This window comes from Halomonas hibernica (genome assembly GCF_013183775.1).
In the GTDB taxonomy this organism is placed as follows: domain Bacteria; phylum Pseudomonadota; class Gammaproteobacteria; order Pseudomonadales; family Halomonadaceae; genus Vreelandella; species Vreelandella citrativorans.
Genome location: NZ_VIFN01000003.1, coordinates 256,043 through 280,961 on the forward strand (window position 1 = coordinate 256,043; position 24,919 = coordinate 280,961).

The window sequence follows — 24,919 nt, forward strand, 5'->3', positions numbered from 1 at the left end:
ACACCATTACTACACTGATTTTTTTATAGCGAAAACACGCGGTCAAACCGGCAGATGCATGATGGCACGCTTGTATGTGGCGCTCTTCAAGCCATAATTTGCCAAGGGTAAGGGGAAGCTTAGATCGTTACTATGTGATGTTCAGGCTCAACGCACCAAGTCACTAATACGTTCCTTACCGTTCAAGAGCGTGAACTCCTTGTCTTTCAACGTAGGTGTTTTCACAACGTGCAGCAAGGCATGGGCAACATCTGCCCGGGTAATGGATTGTTCAGGAGATGCCTCCATTGTCCCGGCAAACCCGTGCGTTGCCTCCTCGTTAGTCAAGGGGCCTGGTTTAAGGATGACATGGGGAACCTTGGCAAAACGTAGATGGCTATCCGCTGCAAACTTGGCGGCCATGTAAGGGCGCATCTTTTCGGGTGCTTCAAGCGGATGTTCTGCGCGAATAGCACTCACCATAATATAGCGATCAAGCCCTTTTTCACTGGCGATATCAGCGGCTCTGATAGCACCATAAAGGTCAATTATGAGCGTTTTATCCGGTCCAGTATGCGGGCCTGAGCCAGCAGTAAAAATCACCTGATCGCAATCCTCGAAGGCGTGTTCAAACTCACCCTCAAGATCAGCCACAATGATGGGGATCTGACGCTCGCTGAACCACTCTGCCTGGCTTTCATCCCGGATCATTGCCTTAATCGGCTCCCCAGCCTGTTGGGCGAGTTCACAAAACTGTTTACCAATCTGCCCATTGGCACCTATTACTAATGTGGTCATGTTGCCTCTCTGGTTTACGTATATTCACGGGCTATTCATTAGTTAGTGCAGCCACAGCTTGGAGAAATCAAGCCTTGGGCGTAAAACAGCGAACGTGCTTAGAGCACGCTCGCTGAAAGAAAACACTGCAACAGCATTAAGCTAAACGTGTAGGTGTCTTGTGTTGTGGCAACGACAGTGCAGGTCTCATGCACACTCATAAGGTACTGGGCTCGGACCAAACCTGGTAGGCCAAGGCAAAAGCAGTTCCCTAAGCCGGGCGCTCAATAGCAAAGCGATCAGTGGCGCGAGCGTAGTCGCTGCCCGCTAGTCGGCCAATCGGCTTGAGTAAATCGATATCCACGTGACGGCCATCCCATAAGGTGTCGTCAATATGAATAGAGACTATCTGCGCCAGCACGAGCGTACCTGCCAAAGGCTGGTCACCAAAGCGAATCAGATCATAAAGCTTGCAACCAAAGGCAACTGGGGAGGCAGCAATGCGTGGCACTGTGACGCCTGGCATTAGAGTTTTTTCAAGCCCTGCAAGCGTAAACTCATCTTCCTCTCTGGGCAGGCTGGCACTGGTTGTATTCAATGCTTCAATCAGCGCTTCACTGCCAACATGCACTACGCACTCCGGCAACTCCTCTAGATTGCGCAGGGTATCTTTAGGCTGCCCACTGCCATCCAGAAGTGGCGAAAAGGCCAAAACAGGCGGGGTTACACTTGCCACATTGAAAAACGAAAAGGGGGCAAGGTTGTCTTTCCCGCTGACATCCTGCGTGGCCACCCATGCAATCGGGCGAGGGCAGATACTTCCCGAGAGTAGACGGTAAATCATGCCAGCACTTAACGGGGAATCCTCTAATAAATAGTCGCTCATTCGTTGATCCTTGATTGCCTAGCATGAGAGTAGTATCACCTTATAACAGCACGCTATCGGCGCTGCTTTTTTCGATGATCTTACACCGACCAAGGACCTGCCAATGAATATCGTGATACCTGATGATTACCAGGACTGTGTACGCCATTTGGATGCCTATGCAATGCTCAACGGGCACAACGTAACTATTTATCACGATACGCTGACCGATTTTGAGGCGTTGGTGGCACGGTTTTATCACGCGGATGCGCTTGTGTTAATTCGTGAACGTACCCCTATCACTGCAGCGCTGCTTGAACGCTTGCCCAATTTAAAAGTGATTAGCCAAACCGGGGGCGGTGCGGCTCATGTCGACCTAAAAGCGTGTCAGCAACAAGGCGTTACCGTTATGACAGGTAAAGGCTCGCCGCACGCGGCGGCCGAATTAACCTGGGGATTGGTACTTTGCGGCATGCGCCACCTGCCTGAAGAAGTAGAAAACCTTAAAGCTGGCCGCTGGCAACAAACGCTGGGCACTGGGCTAAAAGGCCGCACAATGGGGATTTTTGGCTTGGGCAAAATTGGTAGCCTGGTGGCCCGTTACGCACAGGCATTTGAAATGAACGTGCTGGTATGGGGGCGCGAAGGCACCAGAGCACGAGCCATGGACGCCGGGTTAACGGTTGCCGAGAGCCAGCAGGATCTCTTTAAACGTGCCGATGTGCTTAGCCTACATCTGCGCCTAAACGATGAAACGCGGGGTATTGTGACCGCTGACCATTTAGCCTGCATGAAACCCACAGCGCTTCTGGTAAACACCAGTCGCGCACCGTTAATTGCATCAGGTGCATTAGTTAGCGCCCTCGAAGCAGGCAGGCCAGGACGCGCGGCGGTTGATGTTTTCGATAGCGAGCCGACCTGCGACGATCCTCTGCTCACCCTGCCCAACTGCGTAGCGACGCCTCACTTGGGTTATGTCGAAAAAGATAGCTACGAGCTCTACTTTGGTGACGCGTTTGCGAATGTCGTCGCGTTTAGCAACGGTGAGCCGGTCACTAATCTCGCCTCTTAAACTCCGTCGCTGCGACCACCTCTGTGTCAAGTGTGCTAGCCTTATTACTCACCTGTGACACAGAGGACTTGATGCTCACTATTTCCAACCATGTTGCCTTGGCCGACTGGGAAATTGATATTAGCCAAATTCGCGCTCAGGGTGCAGGCGGTCAGAACGTCAACAAAGTGGCGTCAGCGGTACATCTGCGCTTTGATATTTCACGCTCTACCCTGCCGCCGTTTTATAAAGAACGTTTGATAGCACTCAATGATCAACGCATCAGTAAAGAGGGTGTGGTGATTATCAAGGCGCAAAGTTATCGCACGCTGGAGCTTAATAAAGAAGATGCCCTTGCTCGCCTGAAAGAATTGATCATCAGCGCGACTCGGCAGCAAAAGGTACGCCGCCCGACAAAACCCACCAAAGGCTCCCAGCGACGTCGCGTTGACCACAAGACCCGCAAAGGAAAAATCAAATCGCTACGTGGTAAAGTTTCCTCTTCGTAAGCGCTATTGAGTCGATTGAATTGCGCATGACCACCATTTCCCGACCGCTCTCTCCTTGCATCCAGCACTGCCAGCTAGACACGACAAATACGTGCCAAGGCTGTGGCCGTACGCTGGATGAAATTGCCTATTGGGGCCAAATGACCGAGGCCGAAAAAGCCCCGGCCTGGGAGCGCCTGGAAGCGCCTGGAAGCGCCTGGAAGCGCCTGGAAGCGCAAGGCTATCTCGATATCGCGTTAACCGAGATTAGCCACCCGACTTAACAGAGCAGTGATTAACAGGGTATTGATTAACAGATCAGAGGTTAACAGATTGGTGGTTAACAGAGTGGCGGTCGCTCAAAATATGGTGCAGCTCACCGCAGGAAACCAGAGGGTCATCACAGTTGATCACGATATCCGACTGAGCCAGCACATAGCTGCGCCCGGTAATCGTATTTTCAACCACCTGGTAGGCGCCTTCCTGATGAGTCCCTGTAAACGTGCCAATAAACCCGGTTTCACGTAGCGAGACCGTTTCCAGTTTATCCCCTATGTTGAGTCGACCTTCGTAGTTCATTAACGCTAGCCTGGCGGAGGTGCCGGTGCCGGTAGTACTGCGACAAATCACACCCGGATGAACGTAGGTTGTTGAACGAGAGCGTACATACCCTTCACCCACTTGCTCTTCGGGTCCCATAAAATGCAGGAAAGGCAACGGGCCTACATCACCCAGCGTGTAGTGGGAAAAGCCGCGCTGAGCCTGCAAGGCCTCAACAATTTTATGCGCACAGGCCGAAAGCGCCTGCTCTTCCTCACGAATAAGCTTAAAACCAAGCTCGGCAGCATCCACTAACGCGTAAAAGCCTCCGCTATAGGCGACAGAGTACGTCACGGTGCCGATACCAGGCACCTGGACGGTATCGCGGTAGGTATCAATATAGCTGGGCAAACCCTCACAGGTAACCGACTCGACCACACCGTTATGCACACGCGCTTCAATATGTACCAGGCCTGCCGGGGCCTCCAACGAAAACTGCTGAATGCCTTCCTGCTTAGGTACAATCCCACACTCGAGCACCGCGGTTGCCGTACACAAGGTATTGGAGCCTGAATAGATCGGGTAGCCCATGACTTCCATAATGATATAACCCGCAGCGGCCTCGGGGTGCGTCGCTGGCACCAGTAAGTCCACCGACATCTCCGGAATACCGTAGGGCTCTTCCAGCAGCAAGCGACGCAAGCCATCGGCATCATCGCGCAGGTACTCCATTTGCTCCCGCACCGTGGCGCCCGGCAGAGCATCAATCCCGCCCGTTACGATTCGGCTGACATCGCCCCCCGCATGAGTATCCATTAATTGAAGCGTATGGATCTTTTTCAAAGGCGTTGCTCCTGAGCGTTTGTTAGTGCAAAAGGTGCGCCGTGGGTATCCCACTGCGCATCTGGAACAATGACAATTTTGCCGAGATAATTGCTGCCCCGATTAACAAAATAGCGCTCGGCGTTATGCAGTTCAGAAAGCTTGAACGCCGCATGGAGAACAGGCTTGAGTTCACCACTACGAATCCAGGCGATTAGCTGCTCGGCTTCTTCACGAGTACCGTGAGAAACGCCAAATATCTGCACCTGATAAAGGTAAATACGCGTCCACATGATCTCACTGAGATTACCGCCGCTGGCCCCTGCGATGGAAAGGCGCGGATAGGATTGGCGGTGCTGCATATCAACAATCATGGTATCGATAAACAGGTCGGTCATCTCGCCGCCGACCAAGTCCATCACCGCATCAATTGGCTTTCCGCCAGTGGCTTCTAAGACGCGCTCAACAAAGGTCGGCAGGTCGCCACGGTCAATAACGGCTTCGGCGCCTAACGCTTGCAGCGCAGCGGCTTTATCAGGCTGGCTGACCGCATAAGGAACAGCACCGACAATACGGCACAGTTGAATGAGCGCGGTACCTACGCCACCGCTGGCACCGCTTACCAACACGCGCTCGCCAGCCTTGATGTGTGCCGAGGTCATCATATGGTACGCCGTTTGATAGGAGCACATGCCCATCGCGGCTAGCTCAGCATCGCGGAGTTCGGGATTATCAATGGAGTGGAACTGGTCTGCGGGTACCGCAATATACTCAGCGTAGCCGCCATCGGCCCCATGGCCGTAGTAGTCGGGAGTGAGATTGATATCCCGGCGCTCATCCGCATAAATATTGAAATCAAGCAGGCCGCGCTGGCCAATACGCTCGGCATCCACGCCTTCGCCTACCGCGACGATACGCCCGGCTACATCTGCCCCCTGAATACGCGGAAACGTTAAGGTGGGCGTGCCACCCATGGCAAAGGACGTCACGTCGCCTTTCTCTTTGGTGGGATACAGGCCTTCACGCGCTTTACGGTCGGTATTGTTTTTCGCGGTCGCCGTCACCTGGACCAGAACATCACCTGGGCCGGGCAACGGCGTTTTGACGTCTTCACGATAATGCAGCTGTTCGACGCCACCATGCCCGACCAAGAGCATGGCAGCCATCGTAGAAGAAACGGCGGTAGATTCAGGCATTGTCAGGCTCCTTGATACAAAGGAATAAGACTAGCCGACCATAGCAAACTCTTGCTACCCCTTAAAAGCCTGCTGAATTAGAACCAGCCCTTTCGCCTGAACACCCAAATCAGCACGCCACCGATTCCTGCCATCATGCCTAAAATGAAGAAGTAGCCATAGCGATAGTGCAGCTCCGGCATGTAGTCAAAGTTCATCCCGTAGATACCCGCAACAAACGTTAACGGAACAAAAATCGCCGTAATGACCGTTAGAACGCGCATTGTAATGTTCAGTTGATGCGACGAGATTGATATGTAACCGTCTACTAAATCACCGCAAATGTCGTAATACATCTGAGTAAGCGTATAAAGCCGCTCAAAACGTTCGGCAACATCGTTAATGGCATGCAGCGTTTCATTTTCCTCACGCGGGACGTGCTCATAGTCGTAGACAGTTAACTCTTGGGTAATCCCTTTATGATAATTAAACACGCGCCGCATCTTAACCAGCCGGGAGCGGTACATGGTAATTTTGCGCATTAATACATCGTTACCATTTTCATGTAACTCATCTTCTAAATCGCTTAATTCCGCTTCAAATTCAAGCAGGCTATCAATGTAATACCCAGCAGAGATATACATCACCTTGAGCGCCACCTGCTCCGGTGATTTCGCTAATAACGTCTTACCGTGCTCCTTAAAGAGCCGCTCAATGCTCATGGCAACGCCTGGATGTAGCGTCACTAGAAAGCACTCACCAATAAAAAAGCAGACCTGCTGAGGAACAAAGTTTAGCTGGGCATCAAAAGATGAAATACCGCGGTAAATAATCAGTGCGTGGTTATCAAACTCTTCTATTTTGGGTGGTAAGCGCTCTTTATGGGCATCCTGAATAGCCATGGGGTGACACTCAAATTTACCCAGTAGCCGCTCAGCAGATTCTGCTGATTCCCCCTGCATATCGATCCATATATGACTGCCGGGGGTATTCTGCCATGTGACAAAAAGCTCTTCGTTCCCTTCATGGGTTTCGCCATCAGGGGTCGTCAAAATACTGCGAATCATAACTGTCCTTGGTTCCAGGGGGTTCTTAAATACGCTAATAACACGCTTACCACCGTGGAAGCTAACAACGCACCTAGAAACGGCGCTAGTGTGGGTACACTGTTCGGAAAGCTTGCCGCCATTATCCCTTCGCTTATGCTGGCGTGACTCATCCACCCAGGCAAGATCGCACCCAATAGACCCGCCATGCCGCCACCGATAGCCGCAAGGGGCGTCATGCGCCGCCACAAGCCCAGCAGTACGGGTACCACGGTTGCAGCGCAGACTAAATCAGCGATTAGAAAAAGACGTAAAACAGACACACCCTGAAGTGCGACAACCACGACAGGCACCATAAGCAAAACGGTCATCCAGCGTGTGAGCGCGATAGAAACGCTTGGCTGTTCACTGCGCGACACGATCAGTGAGGCAATACCGCTTTGTAGCGTATCTACGCTGGACGCCACCAATGTAACGGCAAGCACTAGTGCCGTTATAGCTAGCCAGGGTGGCGCGTTATTGAGCAGTGCAAAAAAAGGCATGGGCGGTTCGCCCAGCGGAACACCGTTCATGGCAGCAAGCATACCCAAACCGCCAATCACCATAACGATCATGACCGTGGCGCCCCCTCCTACCCAAGCCCCGCGGGCCAAACTGTGATCATCACGTGCCGCCCATACCCGCTGCCAGTAGCCCTGGTGAAACAAGTTCGCTGCGGTAACCGCGATGACAAGCGTTAGTGCCACACTAAGCGCATCAGAAGTGGCGATAGAGGGCCATGCCGCACTGCTCGGCATGGCAGGCAAGTGCCAAACGGTGACACTGGAAACCACCACTAACAGTGCAAGCAGCAACCATGCCTGCCAACGGTCAGTGGCCAGGCTTGCGCGCAGCCCACCGCTTACCGTGTAAAGCAACGTAGTGAGCGTTACTCCAATAATCACCCAGCTCGACGGAACATCAGAAAGCAGTGAGGTGATCGCTCCAATAGCGGTTAATTCAGCGGCTAAAAAGCAGGCCATATACACCACGGAAACCAGCGTTACCCAGTGGCGCACTCCGCGCCCATAGCACGCCTCGGCAAACTCAGCGATGCTCCGCCCTTCAGGGAGAGCCCGGCGTATAGACGGACCATAAAAGCCAAGGACGATAAAAGGCAGTGAGGAGCCAAGGGCATAGCCTGCCAAGGCCAATGGGCCAATAAAAGCGCCAATTTCTGGCGGTGCAAACAAAATCCAGGCGCCCATACCAGATGCAACAAAAGAGAGCCCTAGCGTGGTGCTGGTTTGTGAATTACGAGCGGTTACAAAGTCATCCAATGAGCCTTTACGCCCACGGGCTTTAAGGCCTAAAAATGCAAAGCAACAGAGCGCCGCGCCCAGCACGGCTGACGTTAGGTATGGCATGTCGCACTTCCTCCGCCGGTACTAACCGGTTCAGGTTCCAGGGTCTGCGTCATAGCATTCTCAGCCACGCAACGTGGCTCCCCTGGCGACAGTGAATTGAGAGCGTATCCTGATGTAAAGCGAGCTAACCGTCAAAATGAGCAGCTACTCGCGCCGTATCCTAGCCGCTAAATAGCTAACAGGAAAACGGTTTACTTCTGCTATTCATTCGCTACAACGTTGTCTAGACTAACAAAAGCTGCTGTAAACTGAGTCAAAGCATTACAAAATAAAAGTAGCTTACTGCCATTAGTGTTATAAAACATTAATGTTACAAGCGTCGCACAGGAGAATAAGCGACGCGCTTACAGGAAACCACTATGTCATACACCGAAGCCAAGGAGCATACGCAAGGGCGGCTCAATACTCTGTTTGCTGACCCCTACCGTGCGTTTGAAAACAATACCGATGAGCGCCAGCTTCACGTTCGCGTAATGCTTTATATGCTGCTGGCCCGCCCCATGTCACGAGGAGACATGACGCTACGCGTGATCCATGGCTGGGAGAACGGTAGCTGCGAGCCTGGCGACTTACAGCATGCTGACTACGTTTTAAATACGCTAGATGATGTAAAGCGCGCGGTGAAAGACTTCGACCAGGCCACGAAGCAAAACGCTCCGCTACCCTCTGAAGACCCTGCCATTTTGGCGATGCCTTTAGCAAATGTGATCGCCGATGCCAAAGCCGAAGGGCAAGAGGTCACCGACGATATACCCAAAACGCCCGCACGCTGGTCTGCGCTTGAAGGCGGCTTGGCACTTTATACGCTTTTTAAAATGTATCACCGGTTGGTGTATGGCGAGGACGATGTCTACCGCTGCTCCCAATGCCAAACGGCCTTAGGCCCGCGTGAAATTCATGAATTTCATCTAGAGGAGAGTGAGTTCGCCCTTTTAGTGCCCCTTGTCGGACAGCCAAAAGAGGCGCCGTCTCTACTCGTATTGCATGAAAGCCAACTTAAGCCGATTGAAAAGCTACTGGAAGAAAGCTTGAGCCTGCTGAATGATTTTTAAGCCTTGAGTACAACAACGTCACTGGCCCCCACAAGAACCAGTGACTGCTTAGTAAGTAAGCGTCAGCTTAATGCAATAGTACTATTGATACCGCTTGAAACGTTTTCAGGCTCAAACCAGCGTGCCGTTACCGTTTTGGTTTGCGTCCAGAAGGCGATCGCCTGTTTTCCATTTGGCCCTAAATCGCCGAGCTTTGAAGCACGTGAGCCAGTGAAGCTGAAATAGGCAACCGGCACCGGGATTGGCACGTTGATACCCACCTGCCCCACGTCTATATCAGTTCCAAAGCGCCGCGCCACCCAGCCAGAATTCGTGAAGATAGACGTGCCGTTGCCGTTAGGATTAGCATTAATAAACGCAATCGCTTCGTCGAGTGTTTCCACGTTGACAACGCAGAGTACCGGCCCAAATATCTCTTCACGGTAAATGGTCATCTCCGCAGTCACATCGGTAAATAACGTCGGTCCCACAAAATTGCCCTTCGGATAACCGTGTACCTGGCAGTTACGCCCATCAATCAATAGCGTTGCGCCCTCCTTTTCACCGGTCTCGATAAGACCTAACACCCGCTCCTTGGCGGCAGGCGATACCAGCGGCCCTAAATCGGCATCCTGTTGGGTGCCAGGACCCACTTTCATCTGGCCTGCAGCATCCACAATATCATCAATCCATTGTCGCGCCTCACCGACCAGCACCACGACCGAATTAGCCATACAGCGCTGGCCTGCGGCGCCAAATGCTGAGCCCAGCAGATTGTTGATGGCTTGGCTGCGATTTGCGTCGGGCATAACCACACAGTGGTTCTTCGCCCCCATCATCGCCTGCATACGCTTACCCGCATCTGCCGCCCGCTTGTAAAGCAATGAGCCGACGTGGGTTGAGCCAATAAACGATAGCGCTTTAACCGTTGGGTGATCGACAATCTGGTTGGCAACCTCAGGACCGCCGTGCACCACGTTCAACACCCCAGCTGGCACACCGGCTTCATGGGCGAGCTCCACCAAGCGCATGGTCGAGCTGGGATCCTGCTCAGAAGGCTTCAACACAAAGGTGTTGCCTGTAGCGATGGCCAGCGGAAACATGAAACAGGGCAGCATGATCGGGAAGTTAAAGGCCGTAATACCGGCCCCTACGCCTAGCGGCTGATGTAGCGTATAAACATCGACGTCGCTTGCCGCGTTCTCGGCCACCTCTCCTAGCTGGAGCGAGGTAATCGAGCAGGCGTGTTCGACCACCTCCAGACCTCGCCCTACTTCACCTTTGGCGTCTGGCAACGTTTTGCCATGCTCTTCGGTGATTAAGGCGGCTAGTTCATCGGTGTTGTCACGAATCAGTGCCTGCAACGCCAGCATAATACGCATGCGCTTTCCAAGCGGTACCTTGCGCCACTCTCTAAACGCATGATGGGCGCTTGCAATCGCATGCTCTACTTCTTCTGCCGTGCAAAAAGGCACCCGGGCAACCACCTTTTGGGTCGCCGGATTAACCACATCACGCCACTCCTGGCTTTGAGACAGGACGGCTTGACCATCAATGATCATGGGAATTTCGCGAACGGCCATTACGCTTGCTCCTGATTATGATTGTGTTTGTAACAGAGGCAGTCTCTATAGCTGCCCCAGGGCCAAGAATAGGGTATATCAGCAAGTTAACGTAAACGTCAAATACGGTTAGTGACAACCCCGATTAGCGATGACAAGACGCCAAAGACAGTGCAAACGCATGTTTAACCGCTTGACCTCCCCTCCCAATAAGGGATGATAATACGGCGCACCCAGGAGATGTCTCTTTGCCTCAGCAATACATGCCCACCGCTATGACGTCTCTCCGGCTCGGCCAAGTGGGCCTCTGGAGCTTGGCGCTATTGCTGTGGTGCGCCGCTCCTCACGAGGCGATGCCGCGGGCTGCTGAGCCAGTTCATCACTCAGCCCTGGAAGACCACGCCAAGCCGCTGATCGTACTGGCTAACCCACTTAATCGCCTTAGCCTGGACCATGACAAGCGACGCCAAAACCCGGTAGTAATTCAAAATGATACCGGGGTGGCTCTGCCCGCCCATGAAAGATGGCCTGGTATTGCGCCTGCCGTTTATCACTGCGTATTGAATACCCTTGGCTCATCGAACCCAGGCTTACCAGGCGGCCTTCCTCCCTGCAGAGCACCACCCTACGCTTAACAAATAACGACGGTTAACAGAGGCGCGTAACGCCTCTTTGCCACGTACATGACACCAGGCATTTATTATTAAAAGGTCTGGCCATATCAAGTTATTTCAGGAATCGTGCGTATGTTTCTGGTGGACCAACTTATTTTACTAGCAGCCATCCTGCTACTGGTCGGCATTATTTCAAGCAAGCTGTCAGCTCGCTTGGGTATGCCGGTACTCGTACTGTTTTTAGGAACCGGTATGCTTGCGGGGGAAGCAGGCATTGGCGGTATCGACTTTAATAATCCTGGTTTGGCACACGCGCTGGGCACGTTGGCACTGGCAATGATTTTGTTCGATGGCGGCTTACAAACGCCCCTCGCCTCAATCCGCCTGGTGTGGAAGCCAGCCTCCCTATTGGCCACGCTCGGTGTTTTGATCACATCAATGATTACCGGGGTCGCTGCTGCTTATATTCTAAAGCTCCCCCTGTTGGATGGTTTATTACTAGGTGCCATCGTCGGCTCCACCGACGCCGCTGCGGTTTTCTCATTACTGCGTAATGCTGGCATCCATATTAATCAACGGCTCAAGTCTACGCTTGAAATTGAAAGCGCATCCAACGACCCGATGGCGATTTTCTTAACCATTGGATTACTTGAAGTACTGGTTAACGATATGCCCCTTGGAGTGGGCCTGTTAAAACTCTTTATCCTGCAAATCGGGGTAGGTGGCGCCGTCGGCCTGCTGGTCGGCTGGGCAGCCGTTCAACTTATTAACCGTATTCATCTGGTCACATCGGGCCTTTATCCCGTTCTGGTTGCGGCATGTGGGCTCTTCGCCTTTGGCGTTGCTGCGAACCTTGGAGGCAGTGGTTTCCTGGCGATTTTTATTGCAGGCGTCATGATCGGCAATCGCCCGATTGCCTTTCAGCGCAGCACATTTTTGTTTCATGACGGATTAGCGTGGATGAGTCAGATCGTCATGTTCGTGGTGCTTGGGCTGCTGATTAATCCTGTTTCCCTACTGGATGTATGGCTGGAAGGCCTGATGATTGCGGCTATATTAACCTTGGTGGCTCGCCCACTCGCCGTCACTCCCATTCTAAAAATGTTCGGTTTTACGAACCGCGAAACCGGGCTGGTTGCCTGGGTAGGCCTGCGTGGCTCAGTGCCCATTATTTTGGCTATTTTCCCACTGATTTTCGGCCTGGAAGGCGCTGAACTTATCTTCAACGTGGTGTTCTTCGTGGTATTAATTTCTGCCACTATTCAAGGCACTACGCTGCCTTACTTGGCGCGCAAACTGAAACTTACCGAACCACCGCCTGTTGTGCCTGCCGCCAGCCTGGAGATTACCTCATTGGAGGATGTTGACGCCGACATTGTGGAATATCGGCTAGGTGACTTTACTCGTGCAGCCAACCGTCGTTTATCGCAACTCGCACTGCCTGACGGCACAGTGGTGGCCATGATCACCCGTGGCAAAGACGTTATCCCACCGCGTGGGTCCACCCAATTACAGCCAGGCGATCACTTGTTTGTCGTGCTGCGTCCACAGGTTCTGCCGTTTGTTGACTGTATTTTTGCGGAGGGAGCCACGGTCGACCACTACCAACTCCCCAATCAAATATTGCATCTGAAAGGCAACACCAACGTCGACGAAGTATTTAACTCCTATGGCATTACGCTAGACCGTGATATGCACTGCACATTAGACGCGCTTCTGCGTGAGCGATTGACGGACGAACCACGCATAGGTGACTCAATAGCGTTGGAAAACGTGACCCTCTCCGTTCAAGGCGTACTTGATGGGCGCATTACCACGGTAGGTTTGACCATCAGTCAGCCAGAACTCACTGTAGAGCAACACCCCGCCTGATACCCATACGCAAAGGCCACCCGCTATTAACGGGTGGCCTTTAGAAACACTTCAACGTGCTGCAAAAATGTCCTGCAAGAATCGCATTTCAGAACCCGTTCTTGCTGGACTAGCTCTGCAGAAACAACTCAGGCAGCTTCGTAGGCGGCTTTAAGCCGGTAAAACTCATCAACAATGGCGGCCATTTCAGCGGCGTCATAATGACAAAGGCCACTGACCACCAGCTTTTTAGAGCCGACACCGATTGCAGCGCCCTTCGATTCAATGGAAAACTCAAGCAATGCGTCTGCTCGCTTCCCCTGCACATCAAGCGATGAGCGCGTTAAGGCGAGTCCTGGTGTAAACCCATCCAAACGCTCTAATGAAAAACCCATGCTATCGTAGATAACCAAAGGGCGTTTAGGGTTAAACATTACCCCATGCTTTTCCATTAGCGGCTTTAAATAATGCGGGAAATTTTTGCCTGAGAACGCCACATAGCAGCGAGCAAAGGCTTCAATAGCAGCACTATCGTGGGTCGTCTCGCCATCACGAACCACCTGTAAATAACATTTTCCACTCTCATCACTTACGTGAAGCTCACCATTTTCTGCTTCACTAAAGAGCAGTGGCGTATCAGCACTTACCATATTGGTGAAGCGAAATTCCATTTGCCGCGACAGCCCGAACTTTACCAGTATTAGCGTAAACAACAGGTCACCAGGCACGCAGAAACGTCGCGCACCCGGATTATGGATCGGGTTGTAATCACCTGCCACGCCTTTAGCGAAACGGCTGGCCTGCTCGGCGGAGACCACTACATACTCTCCGTGTTGCGCGTAAAAATCCTTGAACATGGCGTTTGCTGCCTGCCTAGCGTTGAAATCGAAAACCCATAACTATCCAGCGTCGCGCATAATGCCATAAAACGCGCGCCAACAGGAGTCACCTGCCAGGAAGCGAGTATGTCAAACACGAACATTACTAAAAAGCGCTTATCCCGCGTTGTATTGGCTACCTTGATCAGTAGCCTGTTTATCATAACGGTTTGGCTGGTGGGCAGCTACTGGTTGCTGAATAGTCAGTGGTTACCGGAAAGAATTTCTCAGTTTGAAGGTATTGAGGTTCGCTGGAGCCAAGGAACTAGCCGCCACCCTGGACGCTGGGAAGTAGACAACCTTTATCTTGCCCGTGAAGACGATGCGCTACCGATGGCAATTGAGGCCGAGCATGCCACGCTCACACTCTCGTTATGGTCGCTACTGCGCGGCGAGTTACATATCAAGGCATTAGAGGCCGAAGGAATCCGCCGCTTAACGGTGGGTGATATCGCCCTTGAAGCGCAGGGCACGCTAGAAGTGGCTGATACAACCCTTAGCCGTGAAAACCTGGCCATACCTCATGTGAACCTGGCAATCACAGAAGGCCGCCTGATACGCCCAAGTGACCACGCCACACTGGTTAACGCCATAACCCTTGAAGCCACTGCAACGCTTGATGAGATCACGCCCACGGACCCGGCCACGGGTGCACTTAACCCTGAACTGCTAGCGGCACTTTCCGCAACACTTGATATTAAGGCGCAGGCAGATGCCTGGAATGTATTCATGCCCTACCTGGAGGCCATTCCCTGGCTTTTCCTGGACGGCCGCGGCGCACTGGAGGGCCATATTGAACTGGTCTCAGGCACACTTAAACCAGGCAGCCTGCTTACTTTGAAGGCACCTGAATTACGTTTAACGCTGGATGAGCGAACGCTTTTAGAGCACGATCAACCAACGACCTGGAGAGAGGCAGATGCACCGCCCCCACGCCACACAGCAACCGGTAGAGGAAGCGTCCAGCTACGCGTAGCCGATCACCACATTGATTTTGAGACTCGCCTGCAGGATGTCACGCTGGCAGATACACAGCCCTATGCGGTAAATACCGCCTTAAGCCTTAAAAGCGATATGGCCAACCAGCGCTTGGACCAACTAACTCCACCCACGGATGCTGAGCTGGCGCTTGAAGGCACCATTACCCGGCTGGACATGATGGACCGCTACCTCGCCAATACGCTGGAGGGGCAGGGCATTCGCTTATCCGGCAATGGCCGTTTAGAGGCCAGGGTTAGCGTTCGCGACACTCACGCCCATAGCGCCCATTTGCGGGTCGAGGCAGACGCAATCGCGGTCAACGCACTGGATATGACCGCTCAAGGGCAAGGCATACTTAACGCTGAGCTAAAGGACGCCTCGATGGTGGACGCGACACTTGGTTTCTCCCAGGCAACACTCTCCCACGCTGACCAAACACTGCTTAACGACGCGACACTTGACCTGGTAGCACAAAGTCCTATCGAACCCGTATTAGCCCGCAGCCACGCCACCGCGACACTTCACTGGCAGGATGCCCGCATGGCCAGCATTAGCGCCCTGCAACCGTATATTGCCACCTACCTGCCGGACCCGGCTCCGTTTAACCTGGTCAGCGGCCAAGCGCAAAGTAATGGAACGCTCCATATTACCCCTGAACAGCTTAGCGGAGCGCTCACCTTAACCGGCGATTCGCTCACTACCCGCTGGCAACGTGATGAGCAGAGCACCCTGTTCACTAGCGATATGCAGCTTTCACTGCAACTACGCGAGGCCGCTACCGATGGCACAAGCATTGATATCAGTGGTAGCCGTTTACGCTGGCAGGTCGCTGATGACACACAGCCCGAAGAGCGCCTGGAAAGTATCTTAGTGGTTCGCGAAGGCCGCTTTCAGCGGCGTGGCGAGATTCCCAGTGGGCAGTTTCAGCTAGAGGGCAGCGTGCAGCGCTTGAGTTTTCTGAACGCCTTTTTACCCACAGATCACGGCGTTTCGTTGTCTGGCAATGGGCAACTGTTCGCCCAAGGCTCTTTTAGCAGTAAGCGCCTGTTGGCACCTACTCGGCTGCGTATCGATGCCAACCAGCTTGAAGTCGCATTTTTAGACTACCAGGCCAGCGGGCGCGGCGAGCTAACCGCGCAAATCGACAGCCCCGAACAGGCACAACTTTCGCTGGGTATTCCGCGCTTTTCGCTACAGCGTAACGGTGATGACCAACCTCATGTAGAGGGGCGTCACTTTGCCTTAACCACCCAGACAGACCAGCTCAGCAACGTGCTCATATCGCCAGAAGCAGAATACTTTGTTACCCGAATAGACTTGCCGATTACCGAAGTGCCGGACTTTACGCGCTATAACCGCTACTTGCCTGCAGATGCAGGCCTTCGCCTGCTTGGCGGTCAGGCAAGCCTGGGCAGCGAGTGGCTCTTGGAGGGGATGAGCGCCCAAGGCAACATGACCCTACGTGCGTTTGGCGCCGACCTCGCCCTTCTTGATCAGCGGCTACGTGGCGATATCGAACTCTACTTACAACTTACTGAAGGCGATTTACAGGCACGGCGTTTTACGGCTAATGACTCATTTCTGCGCTTGGAAAATGTGTTCCGCATAAGCGAGCAAGGCGCTCAGGACGCAGGCTGGTGGGTGCAGCTCTCCATGGATGACGCACAGCTTACCTGGGATGACCCCATTCGCCTGTCCACACAGCTGCGTCTGGCCATGCGCGACACCGGCTTGGTCGCCAGATTGTTTTTAGCCCGTGCTCGAGAAAGCGACTGGCTCGGCAGGCTACTCAACGTGCGCAATGTTAATGGCACCGCTGAACTTGCACTTAATGGCGAACGTATCCAGCTGAGCAACCTGGTACTCACCGGCGGCCCTCTACTGCTGCTTTCCGATGTCACGCTTGAAGAGCAGAGCGCCAATGGAGCGCTCTATGCCCGTCTTGGCGCACTTGGCATAGGCGTGGAGCTTGTTAACAGCGAACCCAGGTTACACGTACTGCAACCCAAGCGCTGGTTTGACCGCTGGCGGCAAGCGGTTCGTTACCCTCGTCCTGATTAGCGCTTTTTGCGCTGGCGCCGAATCATCCTGACCCGCTCTCTGGCTTTAGCCGGCGTCGAAAGCGGCGCTGCTGAACCCGTCTCTTTGGGCGGCAAAGTGACCCAAGCAAACACCGGCAACGCCAAGTGCCAGCGAATCGCGGCTAACCGCAGCCCCAGCGTAATCGCCAAGGCCATGGCGATACTAACGCTCAGCGGCGTATTCAAGGTGTTCAGCGCGACATATACAGTGCCGCCAGCCATGGCAGCGGTAGCGTAGATTTCTTCGCGCAGCACCATCGGTACGCGCTGAGCCAGCATGTCGCGGATCATTCCGCCGGCGACACCGGTCATCATGCCCATCAATACCGCCACTACACCGGAGGTTCCCAGCAACAGCGCTTTATGGGTGCCGATGACCGTAAACAAGGCAAGGCCAAAGGCATCCGCAATCGGCAAAAACCTTCGCGACAAGCGATGAATATAGTGGAACCCCACCAGCGAAATGCCCACCGTTGCCAGGATAACCCATAAGTAAGTGGGATCAGCGACCCAAAAGACCGGCCGCAAGCCCAGCACTAAATCACGCAGTGTACCGCCACCAATCCCGGTCACAGCGGCCAACACCAGCATGCCAAACGGGTCCATTTTTGACCGACACGCAAGGATAACGCCCGATAGTGCAAAAACAATCACACCCATCATGTCCAACCAATACACCACACCCGTCACGTGATTCCCCTTTGTGCGCTATGTTTTTTTAAAGCGGTTTCTTAAAGCAGGCAGAATACCACTAATGCGTTTTTCGCCTATCGCTTGCTCATTCGCTAATTAACCCGACTTAACGCCGTGGCTTAGGGTACGCTTGTGAGAACTTTTTAAAAGGAGGTGCTATGGATTGGAACCCTGCTTATACATGGTTAGTACTGGCGCTACTTCTCAGTTTAGGGGAGTTAACCTCTGGTGCAATGGTACTACTGGCACTGGGTATTGCTGCCGCGCTTACCGCGGCGGTCACTGCCCTTGGGCTCTCTCTACCTTGGCAATTGCTGAGCATGGGCATTTTTGCTGGCCTATTAGTTCCCTTGGGTGTGATGGTGATTCGCCCGCGCTTTTCTCCTCGCGGCGTTGCCTACGGCACCACCGGCACTGGGGTCGAAAAAGGCAATCATTACCATACGTTGCGCCGCGATTATGACGATGCGACCGGTATCAAAATTAACGGCGACTTTTACCGCTTGCGCGTTATGGACACAGGTGCCACAGAACTTCCACCCGATACGTCCGTTATCTTTCAGCGCTTTGAAGGCACCACAGCGCTGGTTGCCCTCCCCTCGTCAGCCCCTAACCCTTTGCAAGACGATCCCCCCCTACGCAAGGAGCCTTAATAATGGATTTACCTATTAGCCCCGGTTTATTAATAAGCCTGATTATTGTCGTTATCGGCATTGTGATTATTTCCAAAGGACTGGTGATTGTACGTCAGTCGGAAGTAATGGTAGTTGAGCGCCTCGGCTCATTTAATCGTGTGCTCGAAAGTGGCATCAATATCATCGTTCCCTTTATTGAGCAGCCTCGCGCGATCACCATGCTGCGCTATCGCAAAATGGGCGAAGAGTACCAGGCAATTACCACGGATGAGATTCGCATTGACCGCCGTGAAACGGTGATGGATTTCCCCGGCCAGCCGGTCGTGACCACCGATAACGTAACGGTTCGTATCAATGGCGCGCTTTATTACCAAATTATTGATCCTAAGCGCGCGGTTTACGAAGTCGTCAACATGAGCCAGGCCGTCGAGGTTCTGGCGAAAACCACGCTACGCTCGGTGGTCGGCAAAATGGAGCTGGATAAACTATTTGAATCCCGCGCGGAAGTGAACAATGAGATTCAGGCTGCCATGGAAGAGCCTGCATCCAAATGGGGGGTCAAAATATCTCGCGTCGAGGTACAGGACATCGCCATGCCTGAAGAAGTAGAAACGGCCATGCGCCTACAAATGGCTGCCGAGCGTAAACGCCGCGCCACCGTTACCGAAGCCGAAGGTGAAAAATCTGCCGCCATCGCCATGGCTCAGGGCCAGCGTGAATCGTCCATTCTTAACGCCCAAGGCGATAAGGAATCGGCCATTCTGCGCGCCCAAGGCGAGCAGGAGTCCATCAAACTGGTATTGAATGCTATTGGCGACAGCGAGGAAAACAAACGCACCGTGGTGGGTTATTTACTCGGCCAGAGCTATATCAAGGGTTTGCCCAACATGGCGAAAGACGGCGAGCGCGTCTTTGTGCCTTATGAATCTTCTGCTCTGCTGGGTTCCATGGGCATGTTCCGCGAACTGGCAGGCTCACCTGAGGATGCGGTAGGAGAACATCTAAAACACCGCACCGGCAATACTAACCCATCCAACAGCTTTCGCAGCGGCGTGGTAGGCGGAAGTATTAGCAGTTAATAACGATTAGCTGATAACACTCATTAAAAAAGCCCAGGCCAAGTCGGGTAACAATACACCCGACTTTTTTTCGTAGCCAACATGACATAAAGTTGCTTTAATTTGCGCAATAACAAAACTTCGATACGCGCCTTTTTATACAGCCCGCAGAATGACAAACTTCATTTCACCACGAGGAAATGAGGTTTATCAGCCGGTTTTTAAGCTAACAGGGGCTCCTCCCCCTGCCAAGCCGAGCATCATCAGCCGCTTTCACTATGTATACACTGGCTGGCCGAGCGGGTTTTAGCATCACTTCATTGACTTATCATCAGTGATGATGCGTTTAACAGCCGCATAACAGCGACCAGGACAGAATTTTGTTGCCGCTTGGGGATGGCAAATATAAGGCTATTCTGTGGAGCATTACACTTTGCGTGTGGGTGCTGTATTCGGGTGTTTTACAGGCTGACTCAGCCCCTCAACCTCTGCATAGCTGGGAGTACCACTGGGGAGACCTTCCTGCGGGAACTCAAGGCACTCTTTCCCAGCCGCCCGATACATCACTCACCTGGAACCCCATCAACTTTCCTGCCGATCCACCGGAAAGAAACGGCCAGGAACAGGTATGGTTCCGCGGTGTATTGCCAGACGGTAACTGGAATGACCCCGTACTCTACATCACCAGTATTAACCTGATTGGCCAGATCTATCTGGATGATGCACTGATCTACCAGTACGGCGAATTCGATGCCCAAGGGCGGGGAGATTTTGCAGGCTGGCCGTGGCACATGGTTGAACTGCCTGAGAATTTTTCCGGCAAACCGCTCAACATCCGAGTATTTTCCTATTACACCAATATCGGCCTGTGGGGCGAAGTAAAGGTCATGGAGCGTCTTGAGGTATTGGAAAGTATCATCCACATGTCCGTCCAAGACCTTGCAGTCAGTGCCCTGGTATTTGTTTTAGCGTTTATAGCGACTATATTCGCCGTTATTGGCCCTGAAAGGCGCGGCTTTTCAGCTATTGCTCTGTTTGCCTATGCCTCTGGCCTAATGTTGTTGGCTGAAGCGCCAGCTCGCCAGTTGATCGTTGATAATGCTCTGGCTTGGGACACATTGCGCGCGGGCAGTTACTACACGCTACCCATTGCTCTTGGGCTACTACTAAGCCATTGGTTTAACGGAAAAACAAATCGCTGGCTGACCAGTATTTGGGCGCTACACTTAGCCTATCTCGCCATAGCGATCAGCCTGGTTCAATTAGGGCTTGTTAGCCTTTCTATCACTTTTCCCGTATTTGATGCATTACTCACCGTCACGCTGCCCACCATGCTAATACTCGCCCTGTTTAGGTTCCGAGAACTAAGTACTGAGCAGCGATTATTAGCACTTTGCTTCACTTTGTTCATACCACTCTTATTGACTGACATGCTGGTAGCCCACGGCTTTATTGCCTGGCGCACCATACCGTTAAGCTACGGCACGCTGATCTTTTCACTGGCTAACGCGGCGATCTTTCTTTGGCACTACCGGCATACTCAGCAGCAGATGTCACTTGCGAATGAAACTCTGGAATATCAAGTGGCATCAAGGACCAAGAAGCTTGGCCGCCTCGTCCAGGAGCTAGAAAACCTCTCTTTTAAAGACCCTCTCACTAACCTATATAACCGACGTCATTTTGATAGAGTGCTCGAGCATGAATGCCTCCGCGCGCAGCAAAACGCCAGCCAACTATCGCTACTCATGCTGGATATTGACCACTTTAAGCAGATCAACGATCACTTTGGCCATGATGCAGGCGATAGCGTGCTGGTGGAAATGGCGGAACTGCTAAAGCATCACTTTCGTGGCCTTGATATCGTTTGTCGGTTTGGAGGCGAAGAGTTCGTTGCTCTACTACCTGGGACATCAGTTCATGCTGCCGAGTCTCGTGCTAACGCGCTATTGACACTGGCATCAGAACTCTCTCTAGCATACCAGGGAGCGCCACTAACAAAAGTGACGCTTTCTTGCGGAGTAGCGACTTATCCAGACCATACCCAGGACCCATTCAAACTGCTAAAAATGGCTGATGAGATGCTATATCAAGCTAAAAACGGCGGCCGCAATCGCTGCATTGTGTGGCCTGAAACGCCTAAAACGCGCGATTTTATGCTGGGGCAGTCGTAGCCCAGCATAACCCCCCCCCTCTCGCTGTCCAGCGATAAGCTGATTGCCAAAAAGCAATCAGTAAACACGCCATGCTACAGGTTGATATGACCTGAGACGCTACAGTGCTGCCTTTTTCCCAAGCCGGGTTAAACCACGCGGCGCCGCAATACGAAAAAAACGCTCCACGACATCCGCTTGTGTGGCCGGAGTCACTAACGACACTCCCACAAATATCGGCAAGTTGATGATTAGCCCCCAGAACCCCGCGTGGATTCCCAGCGGGTGTGGCCATAGCGTAGTAAACGCCACGGTAACCAAAAACCCTGCCACAATGCCCGCCATAACGCCCAAGCGTGACGCGCGCGGCCAGAAGAACATGCCAACAAAAGCAGGCAAGACTTGCGAGGCAAACCCCAGCCCTACCAGCAAAATCATCACCAGACTGCCCGGTTCAGCAATCGCGAGCGGTGCAATCACCAAGGCCATGATGGGTAAGATCATAAGCCTGGCAAGTCGACCAGTAGTAGCATTTGAAAGCTTTAACAGCGGTTGCAGTACATCCTTACTTAATGACAGCGACACCGAATGAATAAACGGCTCACTTGATGACATGGAAGCCGCCAGGGTACCCGCCCCCAGTAGCCCGACCAGCACAACAGGCAAATGCTGCATGGCATATTCAAGGGCCACCGTGTCTGCCCGCGCCAGGTCAGGTAGCGAGTAAATACCGATAAAGCCCACAACCACCATGGGTAAAATCACCACATAGTACGTTGGCAGCCAGGTAGCGCTGCGCCGGATAGTGCGTGCGGAAGACGCACTCATCCACTGGGTCCATACCGGGGGCATAAACGAGAACATCGAGACAATAATCGAGGTGGTCCAGAAGCTAAAACTCATATCCCTGCCAGCCCCTGGTAGGGTTAAAAACGCCACATGCTCAGCCTGAATACGCTCAAATACCGCTGCAAAACTTAAACCGCCGGTGGCGCTATGCACTGCCCACAACCCTACAGCCCAGGCAACGACCAACATTAATACGCCCTGAAAGGCGTTGGTGCGCCCAATCGCCCGCTGGCCGCTGGCGTACAAATAGACAGCAATAGAGGCAAGCACCAACACAACGCCTAACCAGACAGGAATGATACCGCCGCTCATCACAAACAGAATATAGGCCGAACCAACCGTTTGAAGCACCGCGTAAGCAATTGAGCCAACCGCCATTACCAGCGATGCCAGCGCCCCCAAGGCAGGGCTTTGATAGCGGTCAGCAATCGCGCTTGCCTGAGTAACGTGGCCAAACTCAGCGCCAAACTGCCATACCTTGGGGCCAAAGTACCAGGCGATCAGGGCCAGATACGCCAAATAGATAGCGACGTAAAAGACCGCGACCCCTTTCGAATAAGCCCAGCCCGGTGCACCCATAAAGGTATAAGCACTGACGCTCCCTGCGGCAATCAGCAGATACAGCGTGACCGGCCCCATGCTACGCCCAGCAACCCCCCACTCTTCCAGGCTGTTCATATTGGCACGGGTGGCCTGACCACCGCGGGCGCGTAAGCCAATCATCATGGCAATGGCCACATAGATAAGCGTAATCAGCAGAGGCCAGAGGCTATTCATGGTTATCTCGCTCTACGATACGGTTGCCTATCAGCATGACCACCACGCAAGAAAAAATAACCAAATAGCTCCATACCACCATCAGGGGCAGGCCTAGCACTAACGTTGCCCGGTTTACCCAACCAATCATCGGCCACGTTCCCATAGCGATGAGTGTTAAAAACGCAATGAATAAACCCCAACCCGCACGCGAGGTGGGCAGTACCAGTAAACGCCGCATGGTGATTCCCTAAAATTTTGTTAGCCGTCGTACCACTGGCCTACCTATTTTCATGTTGTGTGATCGGCAAATCGTCGGCCGATCAACGGCTTGACTCCGTTAAGAGGCGTCGCATGAGCGTCACGGTTTCGCCTCGGTACTCAAGCGTTTCTATCGCTTGCCAACCTAGCCGCTGATAAAGCGACTGCTGGTCAGGGGTATAGAGATAACATTGGTAAATACTGCTATTGCGTACTTCTGCTTCCACGCGTTGCACCAGCGCGGAAGCAATACCCTGCCCGCGCCACTCAGGCGCTACGAAAACAGAGGCCAGCCACGGCGTTAATTCGCGCCGAATGCTCATATCATCGTCAATTAAGCAGGCAGTGCCGACAGGTACGTCGTCTTGCAAAGCAATAAATACGGAGGGTACACCTGAGATACCGCACTCAGACATCGTGTCATCAATAGCCTCTTCTAACGTGAGTCCTGGGTATAAATCCCCCCACGCTGCAAACGTCCAGCGCACTACCGTGGGAAGATGAGAGCTATCGGCGCTGAGTCGCTGGATAGTGGTGTCCCGCATCACTATTTAACCTTATTTTGCTGAAATTAATACCGTCACGGCAATCCTGTAGCCCGCCTCGCACCATCATGCAAAAGCGCGCACCTGCGGCGATTAGCGTGACGAATCGCGCAACAGCGCATCAAGAGGACCATTCTCAAGCGGCTGCCCCCAACTATCGCCATGTACCAACTCACTTAACGGTAGCCTGGAGCGCCAGCCTTTGGCTTCAAGCTCCGGCTGATCCAGAAACTCGCTGACATAGCCAAGGCATAGATAGGCCACGGGATAGACGTGTTCAGGCAGGTTCAAGGCGTCACTTAACTGCGCCTGATCAATAATACTTACCCAGCCAACGCCAACCCCTTCGGCCCGCGCAGCCAACCACAGGTTTTGCACCGCCAGACACGTGCTGAACAAGTCAGTTTCGATAATACTGTTGCGGCCTAGCACGTGTGGTCCACCCCGGCTGCGGTCGCAGGTGATGCATAGATTCAGCGGGCTTTCGACAATCCCTTGAAGCTTGAGGCTACGGTAAAGATCATTACGCTCACCCTCAAAACGCTCAGCGGCTTTCTGGTTTTCCTGCTCAAATAACGCAAGGATAGACGCCCTGACCTCGTCACCTTCAATGACCATAAAATCCCAAGGCTGCATGAACCCTACCGAAGGCGCATGGTGGGCAGCCTGCAATAGACGCGCCAGCACGTCAGCGGGAATCGGGTCAGGAAGAAACTGTGAACGCACATCACGGCGCTCATAAATGGCACGATAAAGCCCGTGGCGTTCACTCTCTGAAAAGCAGGCATCTGAAGCGGTCACGGGATTGAACTCCTGTTCCATGAT

At 53.1% G+C, this 24,919-nt stretch carries 23 protein-coding genes and 1 riboswitch; of the genes, 10 read left to right on the forward strand and 13 right to left on the reverse strand.

What is annotated here, in order from left to right; genetic code table 11:
• Nucleotides 1–147 precede the first annotated feature (147 nt).
• Nucleotides 148–777 (reverse strand): NAD(P)H-binding protein, encoded by a 630-nt coding sequence (locus tag FKN99_RS07230; protein WP_172117226.1) that lies wholly within the window; start codon nucleotides 775–777, stop codon nucleotides 148–150.
• A 250-nt stretch (nucleotides 778–1,027) separates the two neighbouring features.
• Entirely contained in the window at nucleotides 1,028–1,642 is a 615-nt protein-coding gene (locus tag FKN99_RS07235; RefSeq protein WP_172117227.1) for a flavin reductase family protein, read from the reverse strand.
• Between the two features lie 103 nt (nucleotides 1,643–1,745).
• Here FKN99_RS07235 and FKN99_RS07240 point away from each other — a divergent pair, with 103 nt between their 5' ends.
• The 3 genes from FKN99_RS07240 (at nucleotide 1,746) to FKN99_RS07250 (ending at nucleotide 3,444) form a co-directional block, all read left to right on the forward strand.
• Nucleotides 1,746–2,693, forward strand: coding sequence for a D-2-hydroxyacid dehydrogenase family protein (locus tag FKN99_RS07240; protein ID WP_172117228.1), 948 nt, complete (start codon nucleotides 1,746–1,748; stop codon nucleotides 2,691–2,693).
• A gap of 71 nt (nucleotides 2,694–2,764) precedes the next feature.
• The gene (arfB, locus tag FKN99_RS07245; RefSeq protein ID WP_172117229.1) at nucleotides 2,765–3,181 is read left to right on the forward strand and encodes an alternative ribosome rescue aminoacyl-tRNA hydrolase ArfB; all 417 of its coding nucleotides are present in this window, start codon (nucleotides 2,765–2,767) and stop codon (nucleotides 3,179–3,181) included.
• 26 nt (nucleotides 3,182–3,207) lie between these two features.
• Complete coding sequence (locus FKN99_RS07250; protein ID WP_172117230.1) at nucleotides 3,208–3,444, forward strand: DUF1289 domain-containing protein; 237 nt, start codon at nucleotides 3,208–3,210, stop codon at nucleotides 3,442–3,444.
• A 34-nt stretch (nucleotides 3,445–3,478) separates the two neighbouring features.
• Here the strand turns inward: FKN99_RS07250 and FKN99_RS07255 are convergent, their stop codons facing one another.
• The 4 genes from FKN99_RS07255 to FKN99_RS07270 all read right to left on the reverse strand — a co-directional run bounded on the left by FKN99_RS07255 (nucleotide 3,479) and on the right by FKN99_RS07270 (nucleotide 8,149).
• Nucleotides 3,479–4,516, reverse strand: coding sequence for a proline racemase family protein (locus tag FKN99_RS07255; protein WP_406565422.1), 1,038 nt, complete (start codon nucleotides 4,514–4,516; stop codon nucleotides 3,479–3,481).
• Between the two features lie 23 nt (nucleotides 4,517–4,539).
• On the reverse strand, nucleotides 4,540–5,718 hold the full coding sequence (locus FKN99_RS07260; RefSeq protein ID WP_172117232.1) for a zinc-binding dehydrogenase: 1,179 nt from the start codon (nucleotides 5,716–5,718) through the stop codon (nucleotides 4,540–4,542).
• Nucleotides 5,719–5,795: 77 nt separating this feature from the next.
• Entirely contained in the window at nucleotides 5,796–6,764 is a 969-nt protein-coding gene (gene corA / locus FKN99_RS07265; RefSeq protein ID WP_172117233.1) for a magnesium/cobalt transporter CorA, read from the reverse strand.
• On the reverse strand, nucleotides 6,761–8,149 hold the full coding sequence (locus tag FKN99_RS07270) for an SLC5/6 family protein (RefSeq protein ID WP_172117234.1): 1,389 nt from the start codon (nucleotides 8,147–8,149) through the stop codon (nucleotides 6,761–6,763). Before FKN99_RS07270 ends, corA begins: the two co-directional genes overlap by 4 nt.
• Nucleotides 8,139–8,243: riboswitch (TPP riboswitch) on the reverse strand. (Overlaps the previous gene by 11 nt.)
• A 265-nt stretch (nucleotides 8,244–8,508) precedes the next feature.
• Here FKN99_RS07270 and FKN99_RS07275 point away from each other — a divergent pair.
• On the forward strand, nucleotides 8,509–9,201 hold the full coding sequence (locus tag FKN99_RS07275) for a hypothetical protein (protein ID WP_172117235.1): 693 nt from the start codon (nucleotides 8,509–8,511) through the stop codon (nucleotides 9,199–9,201).
• A 62-nt stretch (nucleotides 9,202–9,263) separates the two neighbouring features.
• Here FKN99_RS07275 and FKN99_RS07280 read toward each other — a convergent pair whose 3' ends face one another.
• Nucleotides 9,264–10,763, reverse strand: coding sequence for a CoA-acylating methylmalonate-semialdehyde dehydrogenase (locus tag FKN99_RS07280; RefSeq protein WP_172117236.1), 1,500 nt, complete (start codon nucleotides 10,761–10,763; stop codon nucleotides 9,264–9,266).
• A gap of 227 nt (nucleotides 10,764–10,990) precedes the next feature.
• Here FKN99_RS07280 and FKN99_RS07285 point away from each other — a divergent pair, with 227 nt between their 5' ends.
• Nucleotides 10,991–11,377, forward strand: coding sequence for a hypothetical protein (locus tag FKN99_RS07285; protein WP_172117237.1), 387 nt, complete (start codon nucleotides 10,991–10,993; stop codon nucleotides 11,375–11,377).
• A gap of 111 nt (nucleotides 11,378–11,488) precedes the next feature.
• A complete protein-coding gene (locus tag FKN99_RS07290) occupies nucleotides 11,489–13,228 on the forward strand; it encodes a potassium/proton antiporter (RefSeq protein WP_172117238.1) in 1,740 nt (579 codons plus the stop codon).
• Nucleotides 13,229–13,356: 128 nt separating this feature from the next.
• On the opposite strand, the gene FKN99_RS07295 is transcribed toward FKN99_RS07290, so the two are convergent.
• The gene (locus FKN99_RS07295) at nucleotides 13,357–14,064 is read right to left on the reverse strand and encodes a DUF3581 family protein (RefSeq protein WP_172117239.1); all 708 of its coding nucleotides are present in this window, start codon (nucleotides 14,062–14,064) and stop codon (nucleotides 13,357–13,359) included.
• 108 nt (nucleotides 14,065–14,172) lie between these two features.
• Here FKN99_RS07295 and FKN99_RS07300 point away from each other — a divergent pair, with 108 nt between their 5' ends.
• On the forward strand, nucleotides 14,173–17,127 hold the full coding sequence (locus tag FKN99_RS07300; RefSeq protein WP_172117240.1) for a translocation/assembly module TamB domain-containing protein: 2,955 nt from the start codon (nucleotides 14,173–14,175) through the stop codon (nucleotides 17,125–17,127).
• Here FKN99_RS07300 and FKN99_RS07305 read toward each other — a convergent pair.
• Nucleotides 17,124–17,837, reverse strand: coding sequence for a trimeric intracellular cation channel family protein (locus tag FKN99_RS07305; RefSeq protein ID WP_172117241.1), 714 nt, complete (start codon nucleotides 17,835–17,837; stop codon nucleotides 17,124–17,126). The two genes, FKN99_RS07300 and FKN99_RS07305, sit on opposite strands and share 4 nt — an antisense overlap.
• A gap of 161 nt (nucleotides 17,838–17,998) precedes the next feature.
• Between FKN99_RS07305 and FKN99_RS07310 the strand changes: the two genes are divergently transcribed.
• The 3 genes from FKN99_RS07310 (at nucleotide 17,999) to FKN99_RS07320 (ending at nucleotide 21,704) form a co-directional block, all read left to right on the forward strand.
• Nucleotides 17,999–18,493, forward strand: a complete 495-nt coding sequence (locus FKN99_RS07310; protein WP_172117242.1) for a nodulation efficiency, NfeD-like protein — start codon at nucleotides 17,999–18,001, stop codon at nucleotides 18,491–18,493.
• Nucleotides 18,494–18,495: 2 nt separating this feature from the next.
• Nucleotides 18,496–19,554, forward strand: a complete 1,059-nt coding sequence (locus FKN99_RS07315) for an SPFH domain-containing protein (RefSeq protein WP_172117243.1) — start codon at nucleotides 18,496–18,498, stop codon at nucleotides 19,552–19,554.
• Between the two features lie 359 nt (nucleotides 19,555–19,913).
• Nucleotides 19,914–21,704: a GGDEF domain-containing protein gene (locus FKN99_RS07320; RefSeq protein WP_172117244.1), complete on the forward strand. Its 1,791-nt coding sequence runs from the start codon at nucleotides 19,914–19,916 to the stop codon at nucleotides 21,702–21,704.
• Nucleotides 21,705–21,803: 99 nt separating this feature from the next.
• Here FKN99_RS07320 and FKN99_RS07325 read toward each other — a convergent pair whose 3' ends face one another.
• From FKN99_RS07325 to bluB, 4 genes are all read right to left on the reverse strand, one after another.
• On the reverse strand, nucleotides 21,804–23,309 hold the full coding sequence (locus FKN99_RS07325) for a sodium:solute symporter family protein (RefSeq protein WP_172117245.1): 1,506 nt from the start codon (nucleotides 23,307–23,309) through the stop codon (nucleotides 21,804–21,806).
• The gene (locus tag FKN99_RS07330) at nucleotides 23,302–23,529 is read right to left on the reverse strand and encodes a hypothetical protein (RefSeq protein WP_172117246.1); all 228 of its coding nucleotides are present in this window, start codon (nucleotides 23,527–23,529) and stop codon (nucleotides 23,302–23,304) included. Before FKN99_RS07330 ends, FKN99_RS07325 begins: the two co-directional genes overlap by 8 nt.
• 82 nt (nucleotides 23,530–23,611) lie before the next feature.
• Nucleotides 23,612–24,094, reverse strand: coding sequence for a GNAT family N-acetyltransferase (locus FKN99_RS07335; RefSeq protein ID WP_172117247.1), 483 nt, complete (start codon nucleotides 24,092–24,094; stop codon nucleotides 23,612–23,614).
• Between the two features lie 93 nt (nucleotides 24,095–24,187).
• A complete protein-coding gene (bluB, locus tag FKN99_RS07340; protein ID WP_172117248.1) occupies nucleotides 24,188–24,916 on the reverse strand; it encodes a 5,6-dimethylbenzimidazole synthase in 729 nt (242 codons plus the stop codon).
• Nucleotides 24,917–24,919: the final 3 nt, after the last annotated feature.

Coding starts and splice junctions, on each gene's coding strand:
- FKN99_RS07230 (WP_172117226.1), bottom strand. CDS start 777: ATGACCACATTAGTAATAGGTGCCAATGGGCAGATTGGTAAACAGTTT.
- FKN99_RS07235 (WP_172117227.1), bottom strand. CDS start 1,642: ATGAGCGACTATTTATTAGAGGATTCCCCGTTAAGTGCTGGCATGATT.
- FKN99_RS07240 (WP_172117228.1), top strand. CDS start 1,746: ATGAATATCGTGATACCTGATGATTACCAGGACTGTGTACGCCATTTG.
- arfB (WP_172117229.1), top strand. CDS start 2,765: ATGCTCACTATTTCCAACCATGTTGCCTTGGCCGACTGGGAAATTGAT.
- FKN99_RS07250 (WP_172117230.1), top strand. CDS start 3,208: ATGACCACCATTTCCCGACCGCTCTCTCCTTGCATCCAGCACTGCCAG.
- FKN99_RS07255 (WP_406565422.1), bottom strand. CDS start 4,516: ATGGATACTCATGCGGGGGGCGATGTCAGCCGAATCGTAACGGGCGGG.
- FKN99_RS07260 (WP_172117232.1), bottom strand. CDS start 5,718: ATGCCTGAATCTACCGCCGTTTCTTCTACGATGGCTGCCATGCTCTTG.
- corA (WP_172117233.1), bottom strand. CDS start 6,764: ATGATTCGCAGTATTTTGACGACCCCTGATGGCGAAACCCATGAAGGG.
- FKN99_RS07270 (WP_172117234.1), bottom strand. CDS start 8,149: ATGCCATACCTAACGTCAGCCGTGCTGGGCGCGGCGCTCTGTTGCTTT.
- FKN99_RS07275 (WP_172117235.1), top strand. CDS start 8,509: ATGTCATACACCGAAGCCAAGGAGCATACGCAAGGGCGGCTCAATACT.
- FKN99_RS07280 (WP_172117236.1), bottom strand. CDS start 10,763: ATGGCCGTTCGCGAAATTCCCATGATCATTGATGGTCAAGCCGTCCTG.
- FKN99_RS07290 (WP_172117238.1), top strand. CDS start 11,489: ATGTTTCTGGTGGACCAACTTATTTTACTAGCAGCCATCCTGCTACTG.
- FKN99_RS07295 (WP_172117239.1), bottom strand. CDS start 14,064: ATGTTCAAGGATTTTTACGCGCAACACGGAGAGTATGTAGTGGTCTCC.
- FKN99_RS07300 (WP_172117240.1), top strand. CDS start 14,173: ATGTCAAACACGAACATTACTAAAAAGCGCTTATCCCGCGTTGTATTG.
- FKN99_RS07310 (WP_172117242.1), top strand. CDS start 17,999: ATGGATTGGAACCCTGCTTATACATGGTTAGTACTGGCGCTACTTCTC.
- FKN99_RS07315 (WP_172117243.1), top strand. CDS start 18,496: ATGGATTTACCTATTAGCCCCGGTTTATTAATAAGCCTGATTATTGTC.
- FKN99_RS07325 (WP_172117245.1), bottom strand. CDS start 23,309: ATGAATAGCCTCTGGCCTCTGCTGATTACGCTTATCTATGTGGCCATT.
- FKN99_RS07330 (WP_172117246.1), bottom strand. CDS start 23,529: ATGCGGCGTTTACTGGTACTGCCCACCTCGCGTGCGGGTTGGGGTTTA.
- FKN99_RS07335 (WP_172117247.1), bottom strand. CDS start 24,094: ATGCGGGACACCACTATCCAGCGACTCAGCGCCGATAGCTCTCATCTT.
- bluB (WP_172117248.1), bottom strand. CDS start 24,916: ATGGAACAGGAGTTCAATCCCGTGACCGCTTCAGATGCCTGCTTTTCA.